This is a genomic window from Streptomyces sp. NPDC104814, from assembly GCF_055583185.1.
In genome coordinates this window covers 1,063,079-1,086,182 of the sequence record NZ_JBVJOL010000001.1, presented here as the reverse complement: position 1 = coordinate 1,086,182, position 23,104 = coordinate 1,063,079, and the positions used below count along the sequence as shown (strand labels likewise).

The window sequence follows — 23,104 nt, the reverse complement described above, 5'->3', positions numbered from 1 at the left end:
GCCCCCTCGCCCCCTCACGGCTCCCCCTTACCACGTCGCCCGGACGACCGGACGATCCGTCAGCCGAACATGCCCGGCTCGTAGCCGCCCGCCGGCTGCTGGACGAGGACGTTGGCGCGGTTGTAGGCGTTGATGAGGGCGATCAGCGCGACCAGCGCCCCGAGCTGCTCCTCGTCGTAGTGCTTGGCGGCGTTCGCCCACACCTCGTCGGGGACACCGCCGGCCGCGTCCGCGATCCGCGTGCCCTCCTCGGCCAGTTCCAGGGCGGCGCGCTCGGCGTCGGTGAACACGGTCGCCTCCCGCCAGGCGGCGACGAGATTGAGGCGTACCGAGGTCTCGCCGGCGGCCGCGGCGTCCTTGGTGTGCATGTCGGTGCAGAACCCGCAGCCGTTGATCTGGCTGGCCCGGATCTTCACCAGCTCCTGGGTGGAGGCGGGCAGCGAGGAGTCGCCGATCACCTTTCCGGCGGCGTTGAAGTGCCGGAACAGCTTGCCCGTCACCGGGTTCTCGAAGAGGTTCAGCCGAGCGTTCATCATGGGCTCCCTGTGAGTCGTCGTCACGTGCACCCATACGACGCGGCAGGCGGCCCCGATGTGACAGCTCCGAATGTGACCTGCGCCACTAGGGGCGCAGGGCACCGGCGCCGGGCTCTAGAACCGCCCGGGGTGGGCCGCCAGCCATGCCTTCGCCGCGGTGCGCAGCTCGGGGTCGGCGGCCGGGGCCTCGTCGGGATGCTTGGCGGCCCACTTCACGACGTACGGGCACAGCGGGGCGACCGGAACGCCCTCGCGCGCGGCGATGACGTACAGCTCGCGCGCGAGGGAGGAGGCGATGCCCTTCCCCTCGTGCGCGGGCTCGACGATCGTGTGGACCGGGACCAGGGCGGTTGCCGGAGCGTCGAGCACGAAGTACTCGATGTGCCCGACGACCTCGCCGTTGCCGAGGGCCTCCAGCCGGCCGGCGGCCCGGTCGTCGCGGATCTCGATGTCGCTCATGCCACGCTCCTGATCATGGGTTCCGGCTCGCGTCAGGCCGAGACGGCCTGCGGGCTGCGCTCCTGGTCCGAGCCCGGCACCGGCTCCGACGGGTCGGCACCCAGGGCCACGATCCGGTTGCCCTGGTCCACGTGCACCACCCGCGGCGTCAGCGCCCGCGCCTCGGCGTCGGTGACCTGAGCGTAACTGATGATGATCACCAGGTCGCCGGGGTGCACAAGATGGGCGGCGGCCCCGTTGATCCCGATCACCCCGGACCCGCGCTCCCCCTCGATGACATACGTCTCGAGCCGCGCCCCGTTGGTGATGTCGACGATGTGCACCAGCTCACCGGGCAGCAGATCGGCGGCCTCGAGCAACTCGGCGTCGATGGTCACGGATCCCACGTAGTGCAGGTCGGCCTGGGTGACGGTGGCGCGGTGGATCTTGGACTTGAACAGAGTACGCAGCACTTTGGACTCCTGGAAGACGGCTCCCTGCCAGCTTTCTGCAGGTCAAGGGCGGTCTTAACTCTACACCGGCACGCGTCGAAGTCGATGTTTGTGAGGAACATCGCTTGCCAGTGGGGGCAAGGCTCCCTGCCTGGGCTTTCGCGTCAACCACCCTGTTGAGACGCCACCGACCAGGTACCTGTTCGGACAGCCTAGTCAGGATGTCCGGGAACTGATGCTGACCAGATGCTGACTTGTCTGACGTTGCATCAGGTGCGTGCGCCTCACAGGTATCAGCGCGAAGGGTTTGCCATGGCAAAGCAATCTCGGCAACGAGATAGAAAGGGGTGTCGAAACTCCGATTGTGCCCGTTGACAGTAGGCGGGTGTGCTGGTCGAGTCTCAGTGGGGCCGGGGGCGACCCCGGCCCCACTCGGTGGGTCAGACCTTGGCCTCAAGTACGCCCAGCGCCGTATGGAGGACCGGCTCCACGCGCAGGCGCGTCCCGTCCCGGTCGAACACCTGGAGGGCCTCCAGGCAGACGACGGCACCACGCGCCTCCCCGGACGAGAGACCAGCCATCTCGGCCGCAGTGACGAGGTAGGCGTCGTCATGCCAGTCGGTACCGAGCTGCTCAACGACCCCGTCGTAAGCGGCCTTGAGGGTGTCGTTCTCCAGTAGTCCCACGGCGTCGACGAACTGTTCGGCGCCGCTGCCCTGCTCCAGCCACGACGTCAAGTCTGCCAGCACTCGGTCCTGGTTCGGTCGGTGATCACGCAGTTGCAGCGCCTTGTCCAACAGGTACGGCCAGCCACCGGTCGCCTCCGCCAGGCGCGTCAGCCGTTCCTCCGTCTCGCACAGGCTGTGGCGTTGCGTCCAGTCCTTCAGGCTGCGCAGGTCATGCCGGCGCAGCACCACGACGGTGTCATGGTCGGCGTCGGGATCGGTGAGAAGGCCAGACCAGAAGCCGAGCTGTTCCACACCCGACACGAGGACCACTGAGCGGGTCGCCTCGGCGGCGTCGGGCAGCACGGCCCTGGCCAGGTCGAAGGACTCCCGGCAGGACTTCTCACTACTCTGCGAGAGATCGCTGATGAGCAGTCGCCGCTCGCCGGCGCGGCCGACGGCGAGCTCCCTGCGGAACGCCTTGGCGCTCCCGATCGCGGGCACGGACCAGCCCGCCACCCTGCCGGTCACCTCACGCAGAGTCCGTTCCACATCCGCGACGCCGGTCCCCTGCGTACCGAGAACGACGCGGACTTGGTTGACGTATTCGCCCAGCAGGTAATCAATCTGGTTAACGGTAAGCGGGGCCGACCTGCCGTCAGAGAGGTCCGGACGGCTCTCCAGGACAACGGTCTCCTCCAGCCGGGACTCCGTCTCCGCTCGCAGCAGCCGGGCCTCAATCTCCTGGGCGGTACCGATCATGCGCAGCGCGTTGGGCCCCCGCAGATGCCAGCCCTGCCCGTCGTTGTTCGGCGCCAGGACACCGAGGCCGACCATCTCCTGCAGATAAGCACGGAAACCCTCGCTGTCCAGGTGCTCGAAGCCGCGGGGCCACCAACCGGCACATTCCTCCCGCAACTCCCTGTCACTGAGCCGGGTTTCCAGACCGTTGTCCCGGGCATGCTGGGCAAGGACATTGGCGATGACGTGGTAGCGGTCGTCGAGGGCGAGGGTGTCTTTGAAGGCCGCGGTGATGTCGGAGCGCAGCGAGGTGTCCTGCTCCACCGCGTCGACATCGGACTCCTCGATGGTGTATGGAGGCGCCGCGAGTGGTGCGCGCGCCCGCTTGTCCTGCATGACCTGCACCATCCGGCTGCCGAAGATCTGCAGTAGGAAGGGCTGGTACGAGCAGAATCCGAGCACCCGGTTAACAAGGTCAACGTCGGCGAACTCAAAGCCGAGCGCACGCATCGGGTGCACGATCAGGTCGGCGGCGAACTGCGGGGCGAGCGGTCCGACGACCGTCGGGGTCTGCGCCAAGTGGCTGAACGGGCCGTTCCTGGCGAGCCGGGTGAAACGCTGCACCGAGTGCAGCCCGGCAAAGACCACCTTGGCCCGCCCGCGCGAGTCCTCGCCCAGTCCACGCAGCCGACGGGTCTCCGTGCACTCGGGGACGTCTGCCTCGAAGAAGCGGTCGCACTCGTCGAGGAGGATGAGTAGCCGCCGGTCGGGATCCTGAGCGAGCCACCGTGCGATCCCGTCGGTGACCCGCTGCCATGCCTCCTGTTGTGGACCCCGGCGTCGAGGCTCCTCCAGTACGCCCTGCCTGATCAGCTCCTGGTCCAGCGTGGGCCAGATGGCTTCGGCACCGAGTGCGGTGCCCCGGCCGATACCGATCTTGTCCAGGTTGAGGTAGAGCTTGCGGTAGGACCCCGGCCGCTGCTCCTCGAAACGGTCCCCCGCGTCGGCGAGCAGGGCCGACTTGCCGAGACCCCGGCCGCCATAGAGGATTTGGGTCCCCGCAGGATCGTGGATGCTCTTGCGCTCGCGGTCCCGGCCGTAGAACATCTCCCGGCCGATCTGGCCCCGCTTTTCCTTGATGTACGGGTTCACCGCAGAGAACGGCAACAGCGTCTCGGTCGTGGCGTCCACCCGCCGGTTGCCGTGCGCAATGAGGTAGGCCAGCGCGGCGTCGTCCACGACCATGATCGGCTTGGTGTCCTGGGAGGCAGCGGCCAGCTCATTTCGGGTCCTGCTGTCCAGCGTCCCGAAGTGGACGACCAGCAGACTGCTCTCGTCGGGATCCTGTAGGGCGCGGGTGATGAGCAGTTTGGCCGCGGGCCGGCCCCAGATCAACAGGGCGCGGAGCTTGCCGCCACGGTCCTTGATCTGCGATCCGAAGGCGGGCGCCCAGGCACGGCCGGTGACGTGCACGGGTGCGAGTTCGAAGAAGCGGTAGTCCTTGCCGCGCGGTAGGTCGTCCAGAGGCCGTGCGCGCCGGGCCTCGTATCCGAGGAGGGCCAGAGCCGGATTGAGGCTCTCGCGTGGGTTGATGTTGATACGGTCCTTGGTCGCGGCGAGCGTGCTCCACAACTCCAGAGCTGCGGTCGCCCGTTCGGCTTCCTCCTCCGAAAGTCCTGCGTAGTCCAGCGCGACGTTGTCGCCGTATCGGCCACGGGCGCGGACGGCCGCGATCAGCTCCGCGTCGATGCCGCCCGGCAACGAGTCCGGCACGGCGGGAAAGAAGGCTTCCAGATGCGAGTCCTCAGACCTGATCTCCGGCACCGGCTCGCCCAGTTCGAGGAAGTAGACCAGTTCAGCCGCGGTGGCTAGGCTGTCGGTGTCCAGATTGCGCAGGACTCGTTCGCGATCCTCCGCGCTCACCTCCGTCAGCGCGGCCAGCCGGGCACGCAGCCGGTCAGCGGCTTCCTCGCGGTAGCGGGGCAGCAGTTCCTCGACTCGGTCGAGGTTGCGACGGACCGCGGCCAGCTCGCCCGGCCGGTCGTGCTCCAGGTGTGCTCGGGCGTCCGCGAGCAGCTCCTGGAGGCTGACGTCCTGTTCGACGGTGAGCGCCTCGTCAGCCTGGGACCGCCGGAGCCGGGCGGCCAGTTGCCGCTGCTTCTCGGCGAGCGCCGCGTGGCGCTCCTTCTCGAAAGCGCCGAGGTGTGCGCGACGCTCCTCCGAGAGCGACAAGGTGTGGGCCGCAGGAAGGACATCGAGGTCCGCGAGGTCCGTGATGATGCGAGTCACACCGAATTCGTCACGGGCGAGCTGCTGCTCAATCGCGTCGTCCCAGGTACGGTCCACTGCAATCAGCAAGCGGTCCAAGGTCGGCTTCTCGCCCGGCACAGCAGGCTCGGCCTTGTGGAGCTCGACGTCCAAAACCGTCTGAACGTCCGGTTCGGCTCCCGTCTCGACCGGTCCCCTGTTCGCATCCAACCCGTGGAAGACCTCGGCGAACAGGTCCCGCGCCACGTAGGCGGTGGCTTTCGCCAACACGGCGGAGCTGCGTTCGGCCGCGGTGAGGTCGTCGGCGACCCGTTCACGCAGGCCGAGGAGGGAGAGGCGCAGGGATGCGACGGACTGGAACGCCCACACGTTCTCCTCCACGCGTCCTGCTTCCAGATCCCGCTTGACCGCACGCCACTGCCGAACGGCATCCCGGACGCGCTCTAGGCAGTGGCGGACGTTGTTGCGACCCGACCCCTGGATTCCACGACCGCCAGGCCCGCGAAGCGCGGCGTCCATCTCGTCGATCGCGGCCTCGACCTGAACTCGGCGAGCGAGCTTCTCCAGCAGCTCGTCGGCCAGGTGTTCGGCGTCCGGGGCCCCGGCCACGATGGCGGTGAGCACGCTGCCGAGCAGACCGGTCGGCGCCAGCCAGCTCTGCACCATGGCACTGGCCCGTTGGAAACGCAACCGAGGCACGGTAAGCAGAGCCTGGCAGGCATCCACGGCCGCACGCAGTTCGCCCTCGGTGTGGGAGACATCTGCAACAACGGCATGGGGCGGCGCGATGAGTAGTGCTCCCTGCAGTGCGCGCTCTGCAACCATGGTGGCCACTTCGTGCAGGGCATCGGGCAGTTGCGGGGCCAGCGCCCTCAGCTGCGCACCTACGACGGGCGCACCGGTCACGAGGGCCGCACGGACCAGCGTGGGCAGCAGGAGCAAGGACAGCGCGTCACTGTCGCCCTCCTTACGGGCTTCCCACTCGTTCAGTGCTTCCTCAATGACCTGAGCCGCTCGCCCGGTCCTGGAGTGCAGCAGTGTCGCCGCGGCGGCCAGGCGCAGGACCGTGGACTCGGTGTCCGGGCGGTCGGCGGCCTGCGAAAGGTGGGCGGCAAGCCCGAAGCGCTTCTCGGCGATGAGCCGGGCGAGGACGGGTTCAATGTCCTTCGTTCCCGTGTGGTGGGCGGTACCCATGGTGTTGTCGACGGCAGCGGTCACCGCGGGGTCGGCCGCGACCCGCCCTTCCCCCGCCGGTTGCTGCTGGTCGGGGTCGGCGGACCGGGGAGGTAGCTCGGCCATGACAGAGTCGGGAGTGCTGTGGTCCTGCGTCTCAGGCGCGCCGATGTCAGCCTGTGCGGCGGTGGCCGCCTCCGAGGATGTGACCAGTGCCGGCGCTTCGGGAACCTCGGCGGAGTCCTCGCCCTGCGGGGCGGCGGCCGTGTCGTGGGTGGTAGGCCTGTCCTCGGCCAGCGAAATCTGATGGTACAGGACGGCGGCCACAGCGTACGGCGGGTGTGCGACCGACAATTGCTGTTGGAGTTCGATGATCTCCTGCTGTGCGTCCAACCGGTCCTTCATGCCAGCGAGGCGCACCAGCAGCTTGAGAACGTGTGCGTACGCGTCGTCCTGTTCGTCCCACTCTTGCTTCGCAAGCAGTGACTCCGCCCTCAGCCTGGCGTCCGCGATCACCGCGGCCACCGCACTGCCCGGAGAGCAGCCTAGAGCCGTCACCGTCTCGACCACGTGACGGGCCTCGGCATTCCTCTCCTTCCGTTCGACGCGTGCACGAACCTCGTCGGTCGCCCTCAGGACATCGGTGAGGCGATCGGTGACTCCGGTGACGCCGAGTGCGGAGAGTACGCCCCGCGCACGGGAGAACGCCGGGGCGACGGTGGCAAGCGGCGCCAGATCCGTGTCGGCGGGCGGGCACCCATCGAGCAGTGCGGCGCTCACGCGGTCGGCGGCGCCTCGTGCCTGCTCGACGGCGTGCTTGAGCTTCTCCTCGACGAAGGCCAGGTCGTCCAAGGAACACCCCTCACCAGGGGGCTGCTCTCCCTGCTGCGCTGAGGACTCTGCCAGGTCCGGAACCGAGAGGTGATCGGGCCGCCGGGGAACCGGGACAGCAGCGGTCGGCTGAGTTTCCTGAGCCGCCGCATCCTCGTCCAGCGCGGTAACGTGGTCAGACTCGGGAGTCGCGTCGATCACCTGCTGAGCGGCCTTGAGTACGGCGGCCAGTGCCGCCTCGTCCGCCTCCATGCCGAACCAGTCGTGTTCCGCGGCCCATACGAGCAGTCGGGCGTCGTGCGCCGAAGCCTGAAGGTGGGAGAAGAGCGCCAAACGGAGCAGGCAGGTACCCCAGCGGTCTACGAGACCGGGGCTCATGTCGGCGACCCCGCCCTCAGCGACCACGTGATCGATGTCGTTCATGATCCGGGCGGTGAGATGGGACGCGGCATGCCTGTGGTGAGTCGGCTCCATCCGCTGCAGCCGCTTGAGGACCTGCTCACTGAGCACGCGTCCGAATCGGCGCGGCTCGACCTTGCGGAAGCCGAGGCCCCTCATGATGGCCTGACGATCCTTGGGGCCAAGGGAGTTCAACGCGAGTTCCGTCTCGCCGACCGTGAGGGCGTCCAGGGCAGCGTCCAAAACCTGGCCGAGCCCGTCGAGTGTTGCGGCGAGTTCCCTGAGCAAACCAACCGGTGTGCCGAGCGGGGAGTACGGTGGTTTGGCAACCACGGGATAGCTGACGGTCATTCAGTCCCGATCTCTTGTTTCCTGTGATGTGGATGCGGGGGGTGTGGCGTGTGGCGAGCGCATGCCCGGCCGATCCGGCCGGGGCGGATCAGCGCCGGCGGGAGTGTTCCGTGACGAAGGTGTAGCCGGGCGGCAGTTCCCAGCCGTCCGCCTTTCCGACGTGGCGGCAGTGCTCGCGGTAGGCAGCGCGCTGGGCATCCGTCGGATTCGAGCCCGCAGGCAGCCTCCGCAGAAAGCCGTGGACGTAGTGCGCGACACCGTGGACCTGCGGCGGCGCTCCGGCGCCCGAGCCCGGCCGTGGCACCACCACAGGGTTCGGCGCGTAACCGATCAGGGCGATGGGCGGCTCGCCGTCGCGGGCAGGATGGTGGGGCTCGCCGTTTACACCGCGACTGCCGATGGCCGGGTACAGGTGGTCTTCGGCGAGGAGCTCGTCCACAGCCTCCTCCAGTGCGGTGACTTGGTGGGGGGCGGGAGTTGTGCCGTAGACGCCTCGAGGGAGTGCGGCCCTGTCGAGAAGGGCATGTCCGTCGGGCGTGAGGCGGCCGAAGCGACGCACGGCACGCAGGACGAGACGCCGGGTGTCGAGGCCGGCGGACGAGTCACCGTCCCGGTCACTGCCAGGCGCTCCTTCCCGGGTGAGCACTCCCGGATCGTAGCGGTGCGCGATGAGCTGCCCGTGGATGTCGACGGGGTGTTCCAGTTCGACGGTGTGCACCCGGAAAACGGTGCCGCCGCGCGGCCACTGGATGTACAGACACAGCCCGGGGAAGAAGTCGATGGGCCACTGGACGTTCCGGAGCATGCCGGTCTCCCCGGTGAGATCCAGAAGCACCTCCTGGACTTCCTCGGACACGTCGAGCTCGCCGCCGGGGTGGCTGAGCTCCAGGCGTACCCGCACATCCGTGCCGAGATATGCCAACCCGTCCCGGGCCCTGGCACTCAACGGCAGTCGGTCCCCCATGAGGTGGGCGAGACGCAGCGGGATCTGCCAGCAGATCTCGCTGTCGTTGATCCTCAGGTAGTTCGGCGGACCGATCCAGTCACCGTCCACGAGCGGGGTGTCCGCGGGTTCGGCATCGACGTACGGTTTGTCCTCAGGCTGCTCCTCTTGGGGGACGCACTGTACGTGCGGCACCGCGACAGGCCGGGGCGGCGCAGGTGGATGCACCGTGTCATGCCAGCCGCGCCCCGCTGGGCGCAGCGGATCACTGTCGTCCGCCTCCTCCGAGCCCGGGTAGTGGGACCGCCAGATGCCACCGTTCTGGAAATCGTCGTCGAGGGTGATCCGTACGTCGCTCTCGACGCGTAGGCCGTTGTCCGTGTCTCCCCGGACGAAGTCCGCGACCGCCAGGTTGGCGCGGCACACCGTGACCGCGTATTCCACTCCGTTCAGCAGTGGTTCGGCACCGTCGACGCCGCGCAGCCTCGGCCCGATCGCTGTGTACACCGTGCGGGAACCATTCAGGCCGCGCCGTCGGCGGGTGGCAGGGGCCGCACTGCGTTCCAAGGAGCCAGTAAGGGCTCTCAGATCGTCGCCGCCCAGCGGCCCGTCCTGGCCGAGGGCGACCCCGATGCGGGTACGGGTCAGTGCGTAGTGACCCCAGCTGCGCAGGTTGTCGCTGGTGCGCAAGGCGTGATCGATGGTGTCCAGCAGTCCGCTGAGGGCGTTCTTCACCCGCTCCTCCGTGCCACTTCCGGCCAAGTGGGCGACGGACACGGGAACGAGGGGGCTCGCCAGTGCCTCCCGCTGGTGGGTCAGCAGGTGCTGCACGAAAGCGGTGCAGTCGTCGAGCCCGGCCTGCGGCGCCGAGCCGTAGCGGGCGTCAACGACGACGTGGCCGTCCTTGTTAAGCCACTTCTGACGGGCCCGGAAACGCTGCAACTTCACCTCGTCGAGCTGCAGCGCGGAGCCGAAGGCCGCGAGATCAGGGACCAGCAGCTCCCGGCGCACTGGGTCCGGTGCCTCCGATAGTTCGCCCGGTCCTCGGACACCGGCCGGTGCCCCGGACACCCACGCGGGTACGTCGGCACCCTCTTCGACGCCGGGGTGGCGGCCCTCCTTGTAGACGATTTCCGCGTACAGCGGGTCGGATCCGGTTTCGATGCGCACGAGAGCCCCGACGGGCAGGGCCGGTACTTCGTCGCCCAGCGTCAGGGACGGGAACGCGTCTGGGTCGAAGGGGCCCTTGCCGTGGCCTTCACCACCGAGTTCGTAACCGAAATAGGCCGCGTTAAAGGCGACCACGGTGTGCACCGGACACACTCGGTCGGCGACGACCGCCTCCAGATAGTGGCGTAACCGTTCCAGGTCCTCGGCGGGTGTGCTGCCGCGTCCGCCGGTCATGGCAGGAGTGAGCACAGGCTCGCCGTCGAACGGCCGCCAAATGTCCGGTCCAGTGCTGATCATCGTGGTCACGCCAAGCCGTCCTTCCGTTCAGATCCGCTTTCCGCCCAGCGGAGTCTCGTGTGTCGGACCGGGCGGACCGCTCGCCAGAGGCTGTCCGGGCCCTCGACTGCAGCCCCGGCTGCGGCCAGCCGCGTGAGGCTCGGGCTTACTGCTGCATAGGGCAGATCGGCGCGACCGCCGAAGTGGCGGCTTTCCCGGATCGCCCTCGGCAGGGGGATCATCTTTCGATTGATCGGGTTGTAGGAGGATTCGTCGCCGCGCAGTGCGTGCCAGAGCCGGCGCGGGTGTGCGCCCTGCGGCTGGAGCTGCAGCAGCCGGTGGAGCTGAAGGTCGACGCGCTGGTCGCGCAGTAGATTGTCGGCACCGCCTCCCTCGCGGGGCCGCGGGCTGTCGAAGGCCTGGGTGACGGCAGGGCGCCGGTCCTCCACGGGCCAGCGACCGGTGTCCCAGCAGGCCGAGCAGCGGCAGCGGGCCGTGGTGCAGCACCCCTCGGGCAGGTCGCTGACACCGAAGTAATCAGCGAAGACCCGTTGGGCGCAGACCGTGCTCGCGTCAAAGAAATTCCGGAGCCTGGCCAGTTCCTCGGCGGCTCGACGGCCGCGTCGGACGAGCAGCGGGAGGAACCCGTCGGGCACGGTGCCGGTGCGGGTGGTCAGACCGGTGACCAGGCGGCGGCTGGGTGCCGCGGAGACGTCCAGGAGCCCACGGTCGTGGAGGTCGGCGAGCAGTTCCCAGGTCGCCGACGGTCCATCGGCGACCGAGCGGTATTCGGGGTACCGGGCGGCGAGTTCCCGGTCGAGAGCTCGGACGTCGACCTGCCGTGGGGTGTCCCAGGACAGGGCGGTGTCAATGACGGTCTGCTCCAGTCGCAGGGAACCGGCCTCTTCCTCGTCGCGCTCCGGTGCAGTGGTAGGCGTCTGTCCTGCGCCGTGGCCGGCATGGCAGAGGTCGCCGGGCTTGACCGCGCAGAACGGCGGGTGGTCGCCGAGGTCCTCGACGGCGTTAAGGTCGGCAAGCGCGCTGAACGCCCGCATGATGCCGCCCTGGTAGCGCTCCTGGGTGTGCCGGTCGTCCAGCTCTACCTCGCTCAGCGCACCGCTCGCGGCGTCCTCGGCCATGAGCAGGTCGGCCAGCCGTACCGGATCGAGCGTGCCGTCCCGCTGGCCGAGGACAAGGCTGCCCATGCGCCGGAGCAGCGACGGGGGCAGTTCCTGGCCCGTCATGAAACGAACCATGCGCAGACCCCGGCTAGTCGCGAGGGCCAGACCACTGTTGACGGGACCGTCCCCGGCCGTCCCCCGGCCCGCGCCGTCCCGCCCCGCCCGACCCAACTGCTGGTAGAGCGCGGCCAGGTCGGTAGGCGGTGACACGCACATCACGGTGCGTACGTCGGGCCGGTTGACACCGAGCCCGAAGGCGGAGGTGGCCACCACCACGACCGGGGCGAAGCCGTCGTCGCCTTCCCGGGGTGCCTCCCGGAACTCCGTCATGACGGCCGCCTTCTCCGCCTCCGTCAGACGGCCATGGAACCGCAGCACGCGGACGCCGGCGTCACCCACGTACTCGCGCAGGTGGGTGTAGAGAGTGTTGACCTCCTTGACGGTAAGGCAGTAGAGGATGGCGTGACCGTCGAGCGCGTCGACGACGCGCTCGACCAACCCCGCCACACCTCCCTGTCCGAGCCGGTCGAGGGAGCGGCGGAAGACGGCGAGTTCGGGCCTGATCGGGTTCTCGCGCACCGTCAGGAGCCCGCCGACGACTCCGGGATGCTCCGCCTCGGCGGTTGCCTCGGCGGAAGCGGGCTCCGGGACCTGGGCGGGCAGACCGAACAGCCCCTCGCGCAGCGCCTCATGGACGGCCCTGTTGGCGGTGGCGGTCACCGCGGTGACCGCCACCCCGTGGTCCCGGCGCAGCTCGTCCAGGAACCTGCTGACCCGGCGCATGCTCGGCCGGAAGTCCTCCCATTGCGGAAGGGTGTGTGCCTCGTCCACGGCGATCCGGGTCACCCGGCCCGCCGCCGCGGCCGCGCGGACGGTCTCCCGGAAGCGCCGCTGGCACAGACGTTCCGGGCTGACGTAGACCAGGCGGATACCGTGGTCGGCTCGACCGAGGAGCTGGTCCGTCACCTCCGTCTTACCGGTCCTGCTGCTGGACTCGCGCAGCGGGGAGATGAGCGCACGGACCGCGCCACCGATGGACCGGTTCAGTTCAAGGGCCTGGTCGTGCATGAGAGCGATGAGCGGGCTGACGACCACGGTTACGCCCGGCAGGACCAGCGCGGGCAGCTGGAAGGTGAAGCTCTTGCCGAAGCCTGTGGGAAGCAGTCCGAGTACGTTGCGTCCCTCGGCCACGGCGGCGACGACGGCCTGCTGCGCCGGCTTGAGGGCCACAGGTTCGTCGACGAGCCGCAGCAATCCTCCGATACGGGCGCAGCGGTCCTTGAGCTCCTCTACCAGCAGGCCCTGTTCCCGCAACTTCTGAGTCTCCTCGGTGGTCAGTGCCAATTCGCGGATGCGCCTCGTGTGCGGCAGGAGGGTCTGTCGTTCAAGGGCTTCGTTGGTGCACAGCTCCGCGGCCCTGGCGGGATCCAGGAGGTGGTGGGCCGCCATGAATTCCCAGATGCGACGCCATCCTTCGGCCATAGTGACGACGTTGCCACCTCCGACGTCGCCGGTTTCCGGGGCGGGGCGCTGAAGTCCGTCATCGAGGCTGCCGAGGAAGGCACGTCTGTAGGAGCGGCGCAGGCTGCTTGCTCCCGCGAGTTTGCGGTCGCTGATGACGACGACGCCGCGGTGGCGGTCGGAGCGGATGAGCCGACCCACCGCCTGACGCAGCTGGAGCGCGGCGAGCGGCAGGTAGTAGTGCTCGGTGGCGGCACCTTCCGGATCGGGGTGGCCGGCCTGCTCGGCCCGTGCGGCGACCGCCGCGCGCCGGGCCTCCACAATCGGAGCGGCGAAGGGCGCGAAGGGCAGTTTGTTGATCCACACCAAACGCAGCCGCTCGGCGTCGGAGACGTCGACCCCCTGCCAGAGTCCCTTCGTGCCGACGAGAAACCCTCCGCCGTCACGCCGGTCGGTGAAGGCCTGATAGGCCCGGGCGTTGCCGAGAGTGAGCGCCTCGACGACTGGTGTGTCTAGGGCACGGGAGCGCAGCTCCCGTAGGAGGTGGAAGCCGATGCCCGCGGCCGTCGAGCGGGCGGTCGTGAGGATCACGGCGCCGCCGTCGAAGCCATTGCCGTCGGCGCGTACACGCGTCATTTCTGCGGCGAACCCACCGACTTGGTGGGCGACAGTCCGCAAGGCGCCCTCCTCCTGCTCCGCCCAGGAGGGGAAGTCGGAGAAGCACACGACCTCGGCCTGGCTGCGCAGGGCAAACGGAGAAGGCAGGGCCAGCGTCGGCAGATCGTCGGGCAACCCGAGTCGGGTCCGCATGAAGTTCCATTCCCCGGCTACACGCAGAGTCGCGGAGACGTAGTGGACGCGGTCGAAGGACTCTAGGTATCGCCGCCACTCCGGGTCTGCGGGCAGATCGACGGGACTGGTGGCGACACGGAAGCGGTAGGACCGCAGCTCTGCCCTGGGTTCGTCCACTTCCTCCAGATGTATGACGCGGGAAGGGGGAGCCTCGTCCAGGGTGAGGGCGGGGTCGAGAAAGGCGCGGATGTCGGCCGTGATCCGGTCGAGGGCATTGGTGAGGGAGTCGGTGTGCTCCGCGAGCGCGGTCAGGCGCTCGCGTACCAGGGGATCGATTTCGGCAGCGTGCTGGACCACGTACCGCTCCAGCGTGATACGACAGGACACGAGCGCCTTGGCGATGCTCTCCAGCACTAGCGACAGCCGCCGGGTGTGCTTAGTGCCGGAGGTTCCAGCGTAGGGGCTGGCGAGCGTGGTCGACCGGCTGCCGATGCGTACGCCCACGCCCTTGGCCTGGGCGTCGAAGGCCTGCGCCGCCAGTCGCGGAAGGCGTTCATCGTCAAGCAGACGCTCGAGGTCGGCAATCGCTGCAGCGGCCTGCTCCTTAGCGGTGCCCGGGTGCGCGTCCCCTATCCATGCCTGGTACTCCGGCAGCAAGGCTTCCAGGTCCTGGTAGTCGGCGGTCACAGTCAGCGCGGATGTGGCGGCGTTCTCCAGCTCATGCGCCTCGTCAATCACAAGGAGCACGTCGGGTCCGAGGGCACGCAGGTCGTCCAGGTGGGAAAGGACGAGCGCGTGGTTGGCAAGGATGAGGCGGTGGCTGTCGATCGACTCCCGGACGGTGTCGGTGTGCGCGGTGAGCGGGTTGCCTGCGCCGGGGCCGTAGTCGCCGTCGCGCTGCGACAGCGACTCCAGCCAGAGCGGCAGGCCGCGCCCGATGTAGTCGGTGAAAAAGGCGGGCAGGTCCACCGGGTCGACCGATCTGGCCGTCCAAGACTGCGGGGGCTCCTTAGCCGCGAGCAGGCGCAGCGCTAGGAACACGGCGAGTTCGCGGAACCGGCTCCGCTGGGAGATGCGAGCGCGGGCGGTGCCCGCGGAGCTGCGCCGACGCGTGGCCTCGGCAAGGGCCTTCGTCAGGGCTGCGAGGGAGAGCCGGTTGGACTTACCCTTGACCAGGTCGGCGACTCCGAGGATGCCCGGCAGGGCCCGCTCCAGGTCCTGGATGTCCTTCGCCATCTGGCTCTGCAACTGTTTGGTGTACGTGGCGATGACAGCGGTACGGCTATCGCCACCGGCGAGCCAGTCCAGCGCGGCGGCAAGTACGGCATAGCTCTTTCCGGTGCCGGTGGGCGCTTCCAGCATGCCGCCGACGCCGCGGTCGGTCCAGTCGTGCAGCGTCGCCGCCATCTCCTGCTGCGCGGGCCGGGGTTCAACGCGGGAGCCGTGTACGACCCGGGCGAGAGCGGTCGGCTCGACCCGCCCGCCGGCGCTCCGAAAGACGTCCGGCACGTCCACGGCGCCCTTGCCCGGTGCCCTTCCGCCAGAGGTTCGAAGCGGCATGTGCTGTCCAAACTCGGCACCCAACAGGCCGGCCACGCTCGCCTGCTCCCACACCCGCGGCTCTCGATCGTTGGCCGCCTCGCCCTCGGCCAGTTCCCGCAGCAACCGCCAGGCGTCGGAGTCGGGGCAGACGTCGGCAATGAGATCGCGCAATTCGGCCGTCCTGCCTGCGAACTCGGTGGCGGCCCGCTCCAGGAGGCGCACCAGCAGTACCGCATCGCCGTCCGCAGTATGGGCACGGAGGTCCGAACGGGAGACGTCGAGCTGAAGCGCGAGATCCTGAAGTCTGTGGGACTGGGCTGTCGGCCAAATGGCGTGCGTCAGGTACAGGCCATCGACAGGGCGCAGGGCGAAGAGCGGATCGCGGGTACCGGCCTTCTTCGCCGCTTCACTGACAACGGGGAAGTCCAGTGTCGTGCCGTTGTAGGCGACCACCACATCGGCACCCGACAGGAAGTCGCTCAGCTCCGTCCACGCCTGTTGCGGGGATAGCCCCTGGCCGAGGACGGCGTCCCGGATGCTGCCGTCACGCAACTCCTCAGTGTCCCCAGGGAACCTGAGGTAACGCCGCCAGAGGGGGGCCGCAGCGACCCATTCCTGATCGGCGCCGAACCTCACCGCTGCCACCTCGTAGACGTGCCGCTCCAAGTAGGGAACGGTCGCCGTAGTCCGTACGACGGTCTCGATGTCGAGAGCGACGGTCCGCAGCACGGATGCCTCGTCCAACTGTGCAGCGACAGCGGATTCAGCGCCTGGCTGGCGTCGCTTAGGCGCTACCTTTGCCGGGGGCGCAGATTCCTCCAGAACAGCAGGCCGGAGAAGGTCCCCCGAAGCGATCAGCAAACCTCCGCGGACCGCCTCGGCGATCAGCTTGACTAACCGCTGCTCCGGGAGTGTGCCGAACTGTCTCTTGGCCTCGACGACCAGTTCCCGTTCGGAAATTCCGGACGCAAAGGCGAGGACAAGCTCAGCAACCTTCCGCGACGCCGCAGAAACCGTCTGCCCTTCAGGCACGTACACCCCCCTTGCACACGGCCCTGGCCCATGCTCGACCGCGCCGCTCCGTCGACTCTCCCTCCCCTGGAGACCCGAGGCGTGGCCCACATCATAGTTTGATTCGAAAGATTATGGACCTTCCGTAGAAGATTCAGAGACGGCTGTCGGGTACGGGCAGGCGTGAGGCCACCGGCAACGTCAATATGCACGCCTGCTGGTACACCCGCCGGGACACGCCGGTCGAGGACTGTGAGGAACATCGCTTCGCTCGGGCGAGACGGCTTCAAGCCTGGGCTTTCGCGCCGCTCCGGCACCTGTTCGGCAATCTTCCGGGAAGCCCGGTGACTCATGCTGACCGGATGCTGACTTACCTGATGCGCCATCAAGAGTGTGGGAGACCACCCTGCACACGGACGACGTGCCTCCACGCACCGACCTGCCGGGCACCGACATCGCTCTGGTTCGTGGAACACGGTCCCTTTGGCCATCGGCCGGTCGGCGCTCGGCCGCCCCGGAAGCCGGCTCGCTGCCTGCCTCCCGCCCGAGGCGAAGTCCAGGTCACGCGCCCCTGCGCACTTGCGTGCGCCGCTCCTCCCTTCCGTACGGTCCAGCCGATGGCGAACCGCGCTCGCACACCGTGAAGGAGAGCTGTTGAAGCCGACCGAGGAAGTGCTCAAGGACCTGACCCAGCCCTCGAACCTCTCCGTCCACTCGGACGACGCGCTCGTCGGGAAGGTGAAGGACGCCATCGCGGCGGACGACGAGAAGCGCAAGGAGAATGAGGACGAGCCGCTCCGCCGGAAGCCCGCCCTCGTCCCGATCCTGCCGACCGAGCTGCCCCGGCAGTTCGAAGTGACCCTCTGGGACGTGCTCCATACCCTCGCCCGGGCCACTGCCCTGTCGTGGCGCGGTGCGGGCCGGGGGCTGGCGGAGCACTGGGGCGCACTCAAGTACACCCAGGCCCTGGCCGGCGGTCGTGACTCCTTCCTCGGCCTCACCGACGAAGGCCACCGCATCGCGGACCACTACAAGTCGCTGCAGTCCAGCGAGCTCGGCATCGGCTTCGCGCTCACGCTCGCCGAGCACATGCTGCGCAGCCGTTTCCCCGACCATTCGGTGACGATCGTCCCCGCCGACACGGCGTTACGCGCGGGCTGGGCCCTCACCAGCAGGGACAAGGGCGAGAAGGTGAAGTACCGCTATCGTCCCCAGTACTTCGCCGAGGTCTGGCGGCCGGGCGAGCCGTCCCTTGCCATCCCCCTCGCCTGCAAGGGCAACCACAGCGACTCCGCCACCTCCGCCGAGCAACTGGCCTCCGCCTCGGCCCATGTCGAAGCGGTCCACATCGGCGCGTGGAACGAGACCCCCGGCCTGCTGTTCAGCACACAACTCCCGACGGACGGCGGCACGATGACCGTCCACGCCCTCCAGGCGCCGGGCAGTGGCGGTCGGCTGTCCCCGGCAGAGGGCCGGGAAGCGAACCGGAACGCCCCGCCGTTCCAGGCGAACGTGATGCCGGACATCCATCCGCCGGCCGAGGGCCTGGTGGCACCGGAGCCCGTACGGGGCTGCCACGTGCAGCCGAAGGACTACGCCTGGTTCCAGGAGTCCCTGGCCCACACCACCGCGGCGGGCCTCATGGCCTTCACCGGCTCCGGCCACGCCACCGCCCGCCACCTGACCGACCGGCAGGGCCGCAAACGCTACACCGGTCTCGAACACGCGGCCAGCATGAGCATCCAGGACGCCGTCCACACCCTCTTCGGCAACGAGTACGTCGGCACCGACCACGTTTTCCGCCTCAACGGCCCCCGCGTCGAGGCGTTCTCCGGCGTGGACGAGGAGGTCTTCCGACTCCTCGCCAGGGGCGACATCGAGGAGTACCGCGCCCTCGTCCACGCGAGCCGCCACGTCCGCCCCCGCCTCACCTTCGACAAGGACTGGGGCGGTCCGGTCTCCGTCCACGCCGACGGCTCCGTCTTCGCCCTGCGGCTGCTGCCGGGGCAGAACGAGGAACCCTGCGCGTGCTCGTCTCGCTGACGCACCGCTGAGACGACAGGTCCGTCCGGACGGCCTCTGGGCGGACGACCAAACCACATGACGGCCAGGAGCATGGGCCTCGACTCGCGGTGACGGTGTAGGCGCGGGCGATACAGAGCATGGCCTTGCTCACCCGCCCCGAAGGACGGCAGCGTCACCCACGGCAGTGACCGAGCGGCGTACGAGCGGGCAGTGGCCGGCGAGTCCACGTTGTACGCCGTATGGCCCGGGGAGTGGTCCAGCCGCCTTCTCGTGATCGACGATCTGGACGAATACGCCAAGGCTCACGGCATCAAGCACGATGTGCAGCGGACAGGACTGATCGAGCATGTGCACCGGTCCGGTGGACCGAGTCGGACGACAAGCGGATTCCGCGCAGCCCGCGCATCGGCAACGAGGCGTGCTGGACTGCGGGTGCAAGATCGATGCTGGTAGTCAATGGATCCAGCCGGAAGCCTTCCGACCAATTCTTCGAGCTGGCTGTTACCGAGTTCCACCGTCGGGACCCGGACTGGGCCTGGGAATGGGAGCGGGATGCAATGTTTGACCGTTACCACACCCCGGTTTCGCCGTGAGTCCACTGCGGGCTATCGCTCGGCCGCCATGCAAATCCGTCGTGCAGGGCAGCCACCCACCGTGGACGACTCCGGGTTGGAACACCTGCTGGCTACACCGCGTCCTCTCGTTGCAACGGCGGTAGAGGGGATGGACGCGATGACTGCCTCTCAGGCGTTCTCGTCCTGGATGCGCGCACCCAGATCCTCCGCCCACTCCAGCGCCCACGCCTTGAGTTCTTCGATCTGCCGCAAGCTGAGCCCGTACGCGGTGTAGTCCTCGTCCTCGTACCAGTCCGCGCCGATCAGCCGGTCCCGGAGGTCTTCGAGGCTGAACTCGTCAGGGGCGCGACGACGGCCCAGGGATTCGAGGTCGGCGGTGGAGCGGTGGCGGGAGGCAGCCTGGACGTCGATGAGGTCGCGGACGGTGCCGCGGTCGGCGAGGGCACGGACCTTGGTGCCGATCACGTCGTCGAGGGAAAGAACGGGGCCGTAGAGGGTCTGGGCAGGCGGAGCCCAGAACGCCTCCTTGAGGACGTCGACCTCGCACTCCTCGCCGGTGTCCGGATCGGTGACGAGGAACCGGCCGCTGAGCGGATCGCTCTGGACGTGCGTGGTCCGCCATCCGCGCGCGCTGAGGCCGGCTGTGAGTGAGGCGACGATCTCCTGCATCGGAGCGGGGTTCTCGGTGGCGACGTCGAGGTCACGGCTGAAGCGTTCGACCAGGCCGTGGGCCTGCACGGCGTATCCGCCGGTGAGGACCAGAGGGTAAGGGGAGCCGAGGTCGAGGATGTCGGCGAGGAGACGCTCGTGGAGGGGAGTGAGCTTCACGCGGCGGTCGTGTCGGCCGGACCGGTGTGGAGCAGCTCGGGGAAGGCGTCCTCCCAGACCTCGCGGATATAGGGACTGATCAAGCGCCGCAGCACGGGCCACTGCTCGGCGAGTAGCCGGTGATGCAGGAGGGCCACCAGGTCCTCGCGCAGCCCTTCGGCGAGGACAGTCCGGTAGAGCGTCATGCGGGACTTCGGACGGTCCAGGCTGTAGCTCGTCCGCCCGGACCAGACGATGTGGAGCGGCAGGTTCACGTCGCCCTCGATGGGGCCGGTCAGCTCCTGCAAGCGCTCGGGCAGCCGGCTGCGGTAGCGGTCCCGCAGCACCTCGGCGCGGGGCGCGGTGATCGTCGTGTCCATGCATCCAGTATCGCTGCTGGGAGGCGGCGGCATGGCGGATACGGGGCTCCCCTGTCGTACGTACGGGGCGGGCGCCGCCCCCCTTCCCTCGGACATCTCACTCAGTGGGCGCTCAGCGCATCCTCGCCTACCCGTGCAGGCCCCCAGGTGGCGCGGCAACCGGCTGCCTTGCACGCCCGGACCAGCCCGCCTGCGGGCGCGGGTGATCATGACGCATCAGGTCACGCGGAGGGCCGCCGCGGTCGGACCGGCTGCGGCTTCGGTGGGAGCCAGAGACCTGCCGAGGCACCCGTCATGGCGGCCACCTGGTCAGCAAGTGGGGACGCTCCCGCGCCCGATGCTGACCGTTTGCTGACCTGAGCGGGACCAACAAGCCTCTGACCTGCAAAAACACCAAAATGCTAGATCTTGGACTTGAACATGGTGCGCAGCATGTCGGACTCCCGAAAGACGGCTCCCTGCCTGCTTTGTGCAGGTCAAGGGCGGTGTTCACTCTACCGCCGGCGCGCACCGGACTCGCAGACTGTGAGGAACATCGCTTGGCTCCGCCGAGCGGAGTTCCCACCAGGACTGATGCTGACGAAACTCCCGTTGGGAGACGCCGGGCAGCGCTACTCGATGTCGACACCGTGTGCGCGGGCCAGTCCGTCCAGACCATCGGCCCAGCCCTGACCGATCGCGCGCAGCTTCCACACCGGTTGGCCGCCGACGGTGTGCCGGTACAGCTCGGCAACGACCATGGCGCGAATGTCAGGGTCGACGGGTGGCTGGAAGGTCCAGGCCGTCCCGGAGGCACAGGTCACGTGCAGGGCGGCGTGAGTCAGGGCGCCGCAGGTGAGGCCGGCGGCGACATCCATGGTGACGGCGATGGCGACGCGCTGGATGTGCTGGGGCAGCGCGGCGGGGTGAAGGTCCGCGCGGTCCACTGCATACGAGCCCTCGGTCTGCTTGCCCAGGAGGCGGGCGGCGCCCCCGGCAGCCGAGGGCTGGTTGTAGAAGATGAAGTCCTCATCGCACGTGACCCTGCCGCCCGCGTCGGTCAGGAACAGCGTGAGGTCGGCGTCGGCGCCGGCGAAGCCGAAGGCGATGTGCATTCCCTGCAGGGCTTCGTCCGGGAGTACCAGGTTCTGTCCCGGTGCGAGCGCGATGGCACGAGCGTGGCTCGGCGGCGCGGGTGCGAGGCCCGCCATCGTGCCGGTGTGGCCCGGGGCGATGGAAGGCGGCGACAGGGTCGCCTCGCTCTTCCACTCGGCGAAAGGGCGGATGCGGTAGTGATCCGGTGAGTGAGTGGAGTGCACGTCGGGGACATTGGCGCGGAGGTCGCCGTCCAGGCCGGCCAGAGTGGCGTCACCCGGGGCTGGGTCGTCCTGGGCGTGGTCGAGGAGACTCTGCAGCCCGGGAAGCCGCATGGTGTCCAAAGGCTTGATGGTGCTGGACAGGTTCCCGGAAGCGGTGCTGGTGACCGCGCAGGTGACGTCCTGACCGATGTCGAGGAACCGCAGCGCGTCGTTCTCGTCCCGCCAGGGCCCGGCTTCGACGGCCTGGCGCGTCCAGTGGCCGTACAGAACGAAGCCGAGCCGCTGGGTGTCGGGCAAGCGGGTGAGGACGGCGAGGTTGACGGCGGTGATCCCGGGCGCCACGGCGAACGCCTCCTTGAGCGTGGCGACGACGTTCGACCCCATGGAGGTGAGCCACCACAGGGTGCGGTCCTTCTTGGTGAGCTTCTTGAGGGTGGGGCGCCCACTGGGCGTGAGACCGGGCGTCTGATCGGGCAGCGTGTCGATGTCCTGGTGCCGCATCACCACCGACAGGACCGAGTCGTCGACTCCCACCGCGCAGCCTGCGGCGGGGTTGTCGGAGAAGGCGTAGTTGACCATCTCGCACACGGTGTGCTCGTCGTTGGCCAGCAGGCACCGCCACCACTGGTCGGCCTCGGCGACGAGCCGCTGGTGGACACTGTGCAGGCGGGCCTCTTCGGCGGCGAGATAGACCGGCGCGTCCGCCTCTGCTCGCTGCTTGGCGGCAGCACGCTCGGAGCGGGCGAAGATCCCCAACCCGGCGAGATGATGGGCCTGTGCCTCCGCCAGAGCCCAGGCCAGGCTCAGCTGCGGGGGTCCCGGCACCACCGGCGAACTGATGGGGGTGAAGGACTGAAGGTGAACGCTGGTCGTCTGCCGCCGCAGCTCTCGTAGTTCGGCGATCGCGGCGTCGCGCTGTGCCTCCTGCTGAGCCCGTTCGGCCTGGCGGCGGGCCCGGTCCAGCTGCGCCGGTGAAGGGGCTCCAGTCCGCCGCCGGTTCGTGCGGATCGTGCCGGTACGGCGTCCTCCGCCCAGCGAGCTCGAGGCGTAGAGCGGACCCATCCCGGAGGAGATCCGCGTGCCACCGCTGCCCACACTGATACGCGCGGCCCTGGGTCCCACGGATGCGCGCACGCCCCGAGTCGAGACCCGCACGCTCATCCCTGGCACACCTACGCGGAAGCCGAAAGCCATGGTGTCCTCTGCATCCTTGCTGTGATCCGGGTTCCACCGGCCAGGGCACCCCGCACCCACCTGCTACGGCGGCGCGGCCGAGTTGCCGCTCATGGCTCGGCCGGCTGTGCCAGGCGCCTCATCTTCTATCTGTAGAAGACGGCCACACCGCCGTGGTGCGAGCAGGCGCCCTGGTGATGTGCTGCGTAGCTGTACGTGCCGTCGTTGCACAGGGCGGTAGCCCCGCCCGAGTCGGACGTTCCGCCACCGGAGTCGGAGGAGCCTCCCGACGCACTGCCGCCCCCGCTACCGGAGGAGCCCGAACTCGACCGGTGGGTCGCTGTTGACGCGGGGGTGACCGTCTTGGTCACGGTCACCGTGGGCTGCGGCGTGGCCGTTTCGGTGACCGAGACCGTGACCGTGGGAGCCGGCGCGGCCGTCTGGGTCGCGGTCGCGGTCACGGTAACGGTGACTGTGGGGCTCGGCTTGGGACTGGCCTCGCTGGAGCCTGCACCCGCGATGGTGGCACCGATGACGAACAGTGCGAATCCGCCGGCCCACACGCGCTTGCGCTTGTGCAACGGGCGGATGTCAGGCATGCGGACAGGCTCCGGCG

Annotated in this window: 11 protein-coding genes; 1 reads left to right on the top strand and 10 read right to left on the bottom strand. The window is 68.8% G+C overall.

What is annotated here, in order from left to right; all coding sequences use genetic code 11:
- Positions 1–59 precede the first annotated feature (59 nt).
- From ACZ64A_RS04535 to ACZ64A_RS04510, 6 genes are all read right to left on the bottom strand, one after another.
- Complete coding sequence (locus tag ACZ64A_RS04535; protein ID WP_469808163.1) at positions 60–533, bottom strand: carboxymuconolactone decarboxylase family protein; 474 nt, start codon at positions 531–533, stop codon at positions 60–62.
- 117 nt (positions 534–650) lie between these two features.
- Positions 651–995 (bottom strand): GNAT family N-acetyltransferase, encoded by a 345-nt coding sequence (locus tag ACZ64A_RS04530; protein ID WP_469808162.1) that lies wholly within the window; start codon positions 993–995, stop codon positions 651–653.
- A 32-nt stretch (positions 996–1,027) separates the two neighbouring features.
- The gene (gene panD, locus ACZ64A_RS04525; protein ID WP_469808160.1) at positions 1,028–1,447 is read right to left on the bottom strand and encodes an aspartate 1-decarboxylase; all 420 of its coding nucleotides are present in this window, start codon (positions 1,445–1,447) and stop codon (positions 1,028–1,030) included.
- A 419-nt stretch (positions 1,448–1,866) separates the two neighbouring features.
- A complete protein-coding gene (locus ACZ64A_RS04520; RefSeq protein ID WP_469808158.1) occupies positions 1,867–7,854 on the bottom strand; it encodes a hypothetical protein in 5,988 nt (1,995 codons plus the stop codon).
- An 88-nt stretch (positions 7,855–7,942) separates the two neighbouring features.
- Positions 7,943–10,201, bottom strand: a complete 2,259-nt coding sequence (locus ACZ64A_RS04515) for a hypothetical protein (RefSeq protein ID WP_469808157.1) — start codon at positions 10,199–10,201, stop codon at positions 7,943–7,945.
- A 68-nt stretch (positions 10,202–10,269) separates the two neighbouring features.
- Positions 10,270–16,251: a DEAD/DEAH box helicase gene (locus ACZ64A_RS04510; RefSeq protein ID WP_469808155.1), complete on the bottom strand. Its 5,982-nt coding sequence runs from the start codon at positions 16,249–16,251 to the stop codon at positions 10,270–10,272.
- A gap of 633 nt (positions 16,252–16,884) precedes the next feature.
- Between ACZ64A_RS04510 and ACZ64A_RS04505 the strand changes: the two genes are divergently transcribed.
- Positions 16,885–18,273 (top strand): hypothetical protein, encoded by a 1,389-nt coding sequence (locus tag ACZ64A_RS04505; protein ID WP_469808153.1) that lies wholly within the window; start codon positions 16,885–16,887, stop codon positions 18,271–18,273.
- A gap of 725 nt (positions 18,274–18,998) precedes the next feature.
- Here ACZ64A_RS04505 and ACZ64A_RS04500 read toward each other — a convergent pair.
- The 4 genes from ACZ64A_RS04500 to ACZ64A_RS04485 form a co-directional block, all read right to left on the bottom strand.
- The gene (locus ACZ64A_RS04500) at positions 18,999–19,658 is read right to left on the bottom strand and encodes a nucleotidyl transferase AbiEii/AbiGii toxin family protein (protein ID WP_469808152.1); all 660 of its coding nucleotides are present in this window, start codon (positions 19,656–19,658) and stop codon (positions 18,999–19,001) included.
- Complete coding sequence (locus ACZ64A_RS04495) at positions 19,655–20,017, bottom strand: hypothetical protein (RefSeq protein WP_352064295.1); 363 nt, start codon at positions 20,015–20,017, stop codon at positions 19,655–19,657. The genes ACZ64A_RS04500 and ACZ64A_RS04495 overlap by 4 nt, the downstream gene beginning before the upstream one ends.
- Before the next feature lie 611 nt (positions 20,018–20,628).
- Entirely contained in the window at positions 20,629–22,449 is a 1,821-nt protein-coding gene (locus ACZ64A_RS04490; RefSeq protein ID WP_469808151.1) for a TerD family protein, read from the bottom strand.
- Positions 22,450–22,634: 185 nt separating this feature from the next.
- The gene (locus ACZ64A_RS04485; RefSeq protein ID WP_469808150.1) at positions 22,635–23,087 is read right to left on the bottom strand and encodes a DUF3761 domain-containing protein; all 453 of its coding nucleotides are present in this window, start codon (positions 23,085–23,087) and stop codon (positions 22,635–22,637) included.
- Positions 23,088–23,104 lie beyond the last annotated feature (17 nt).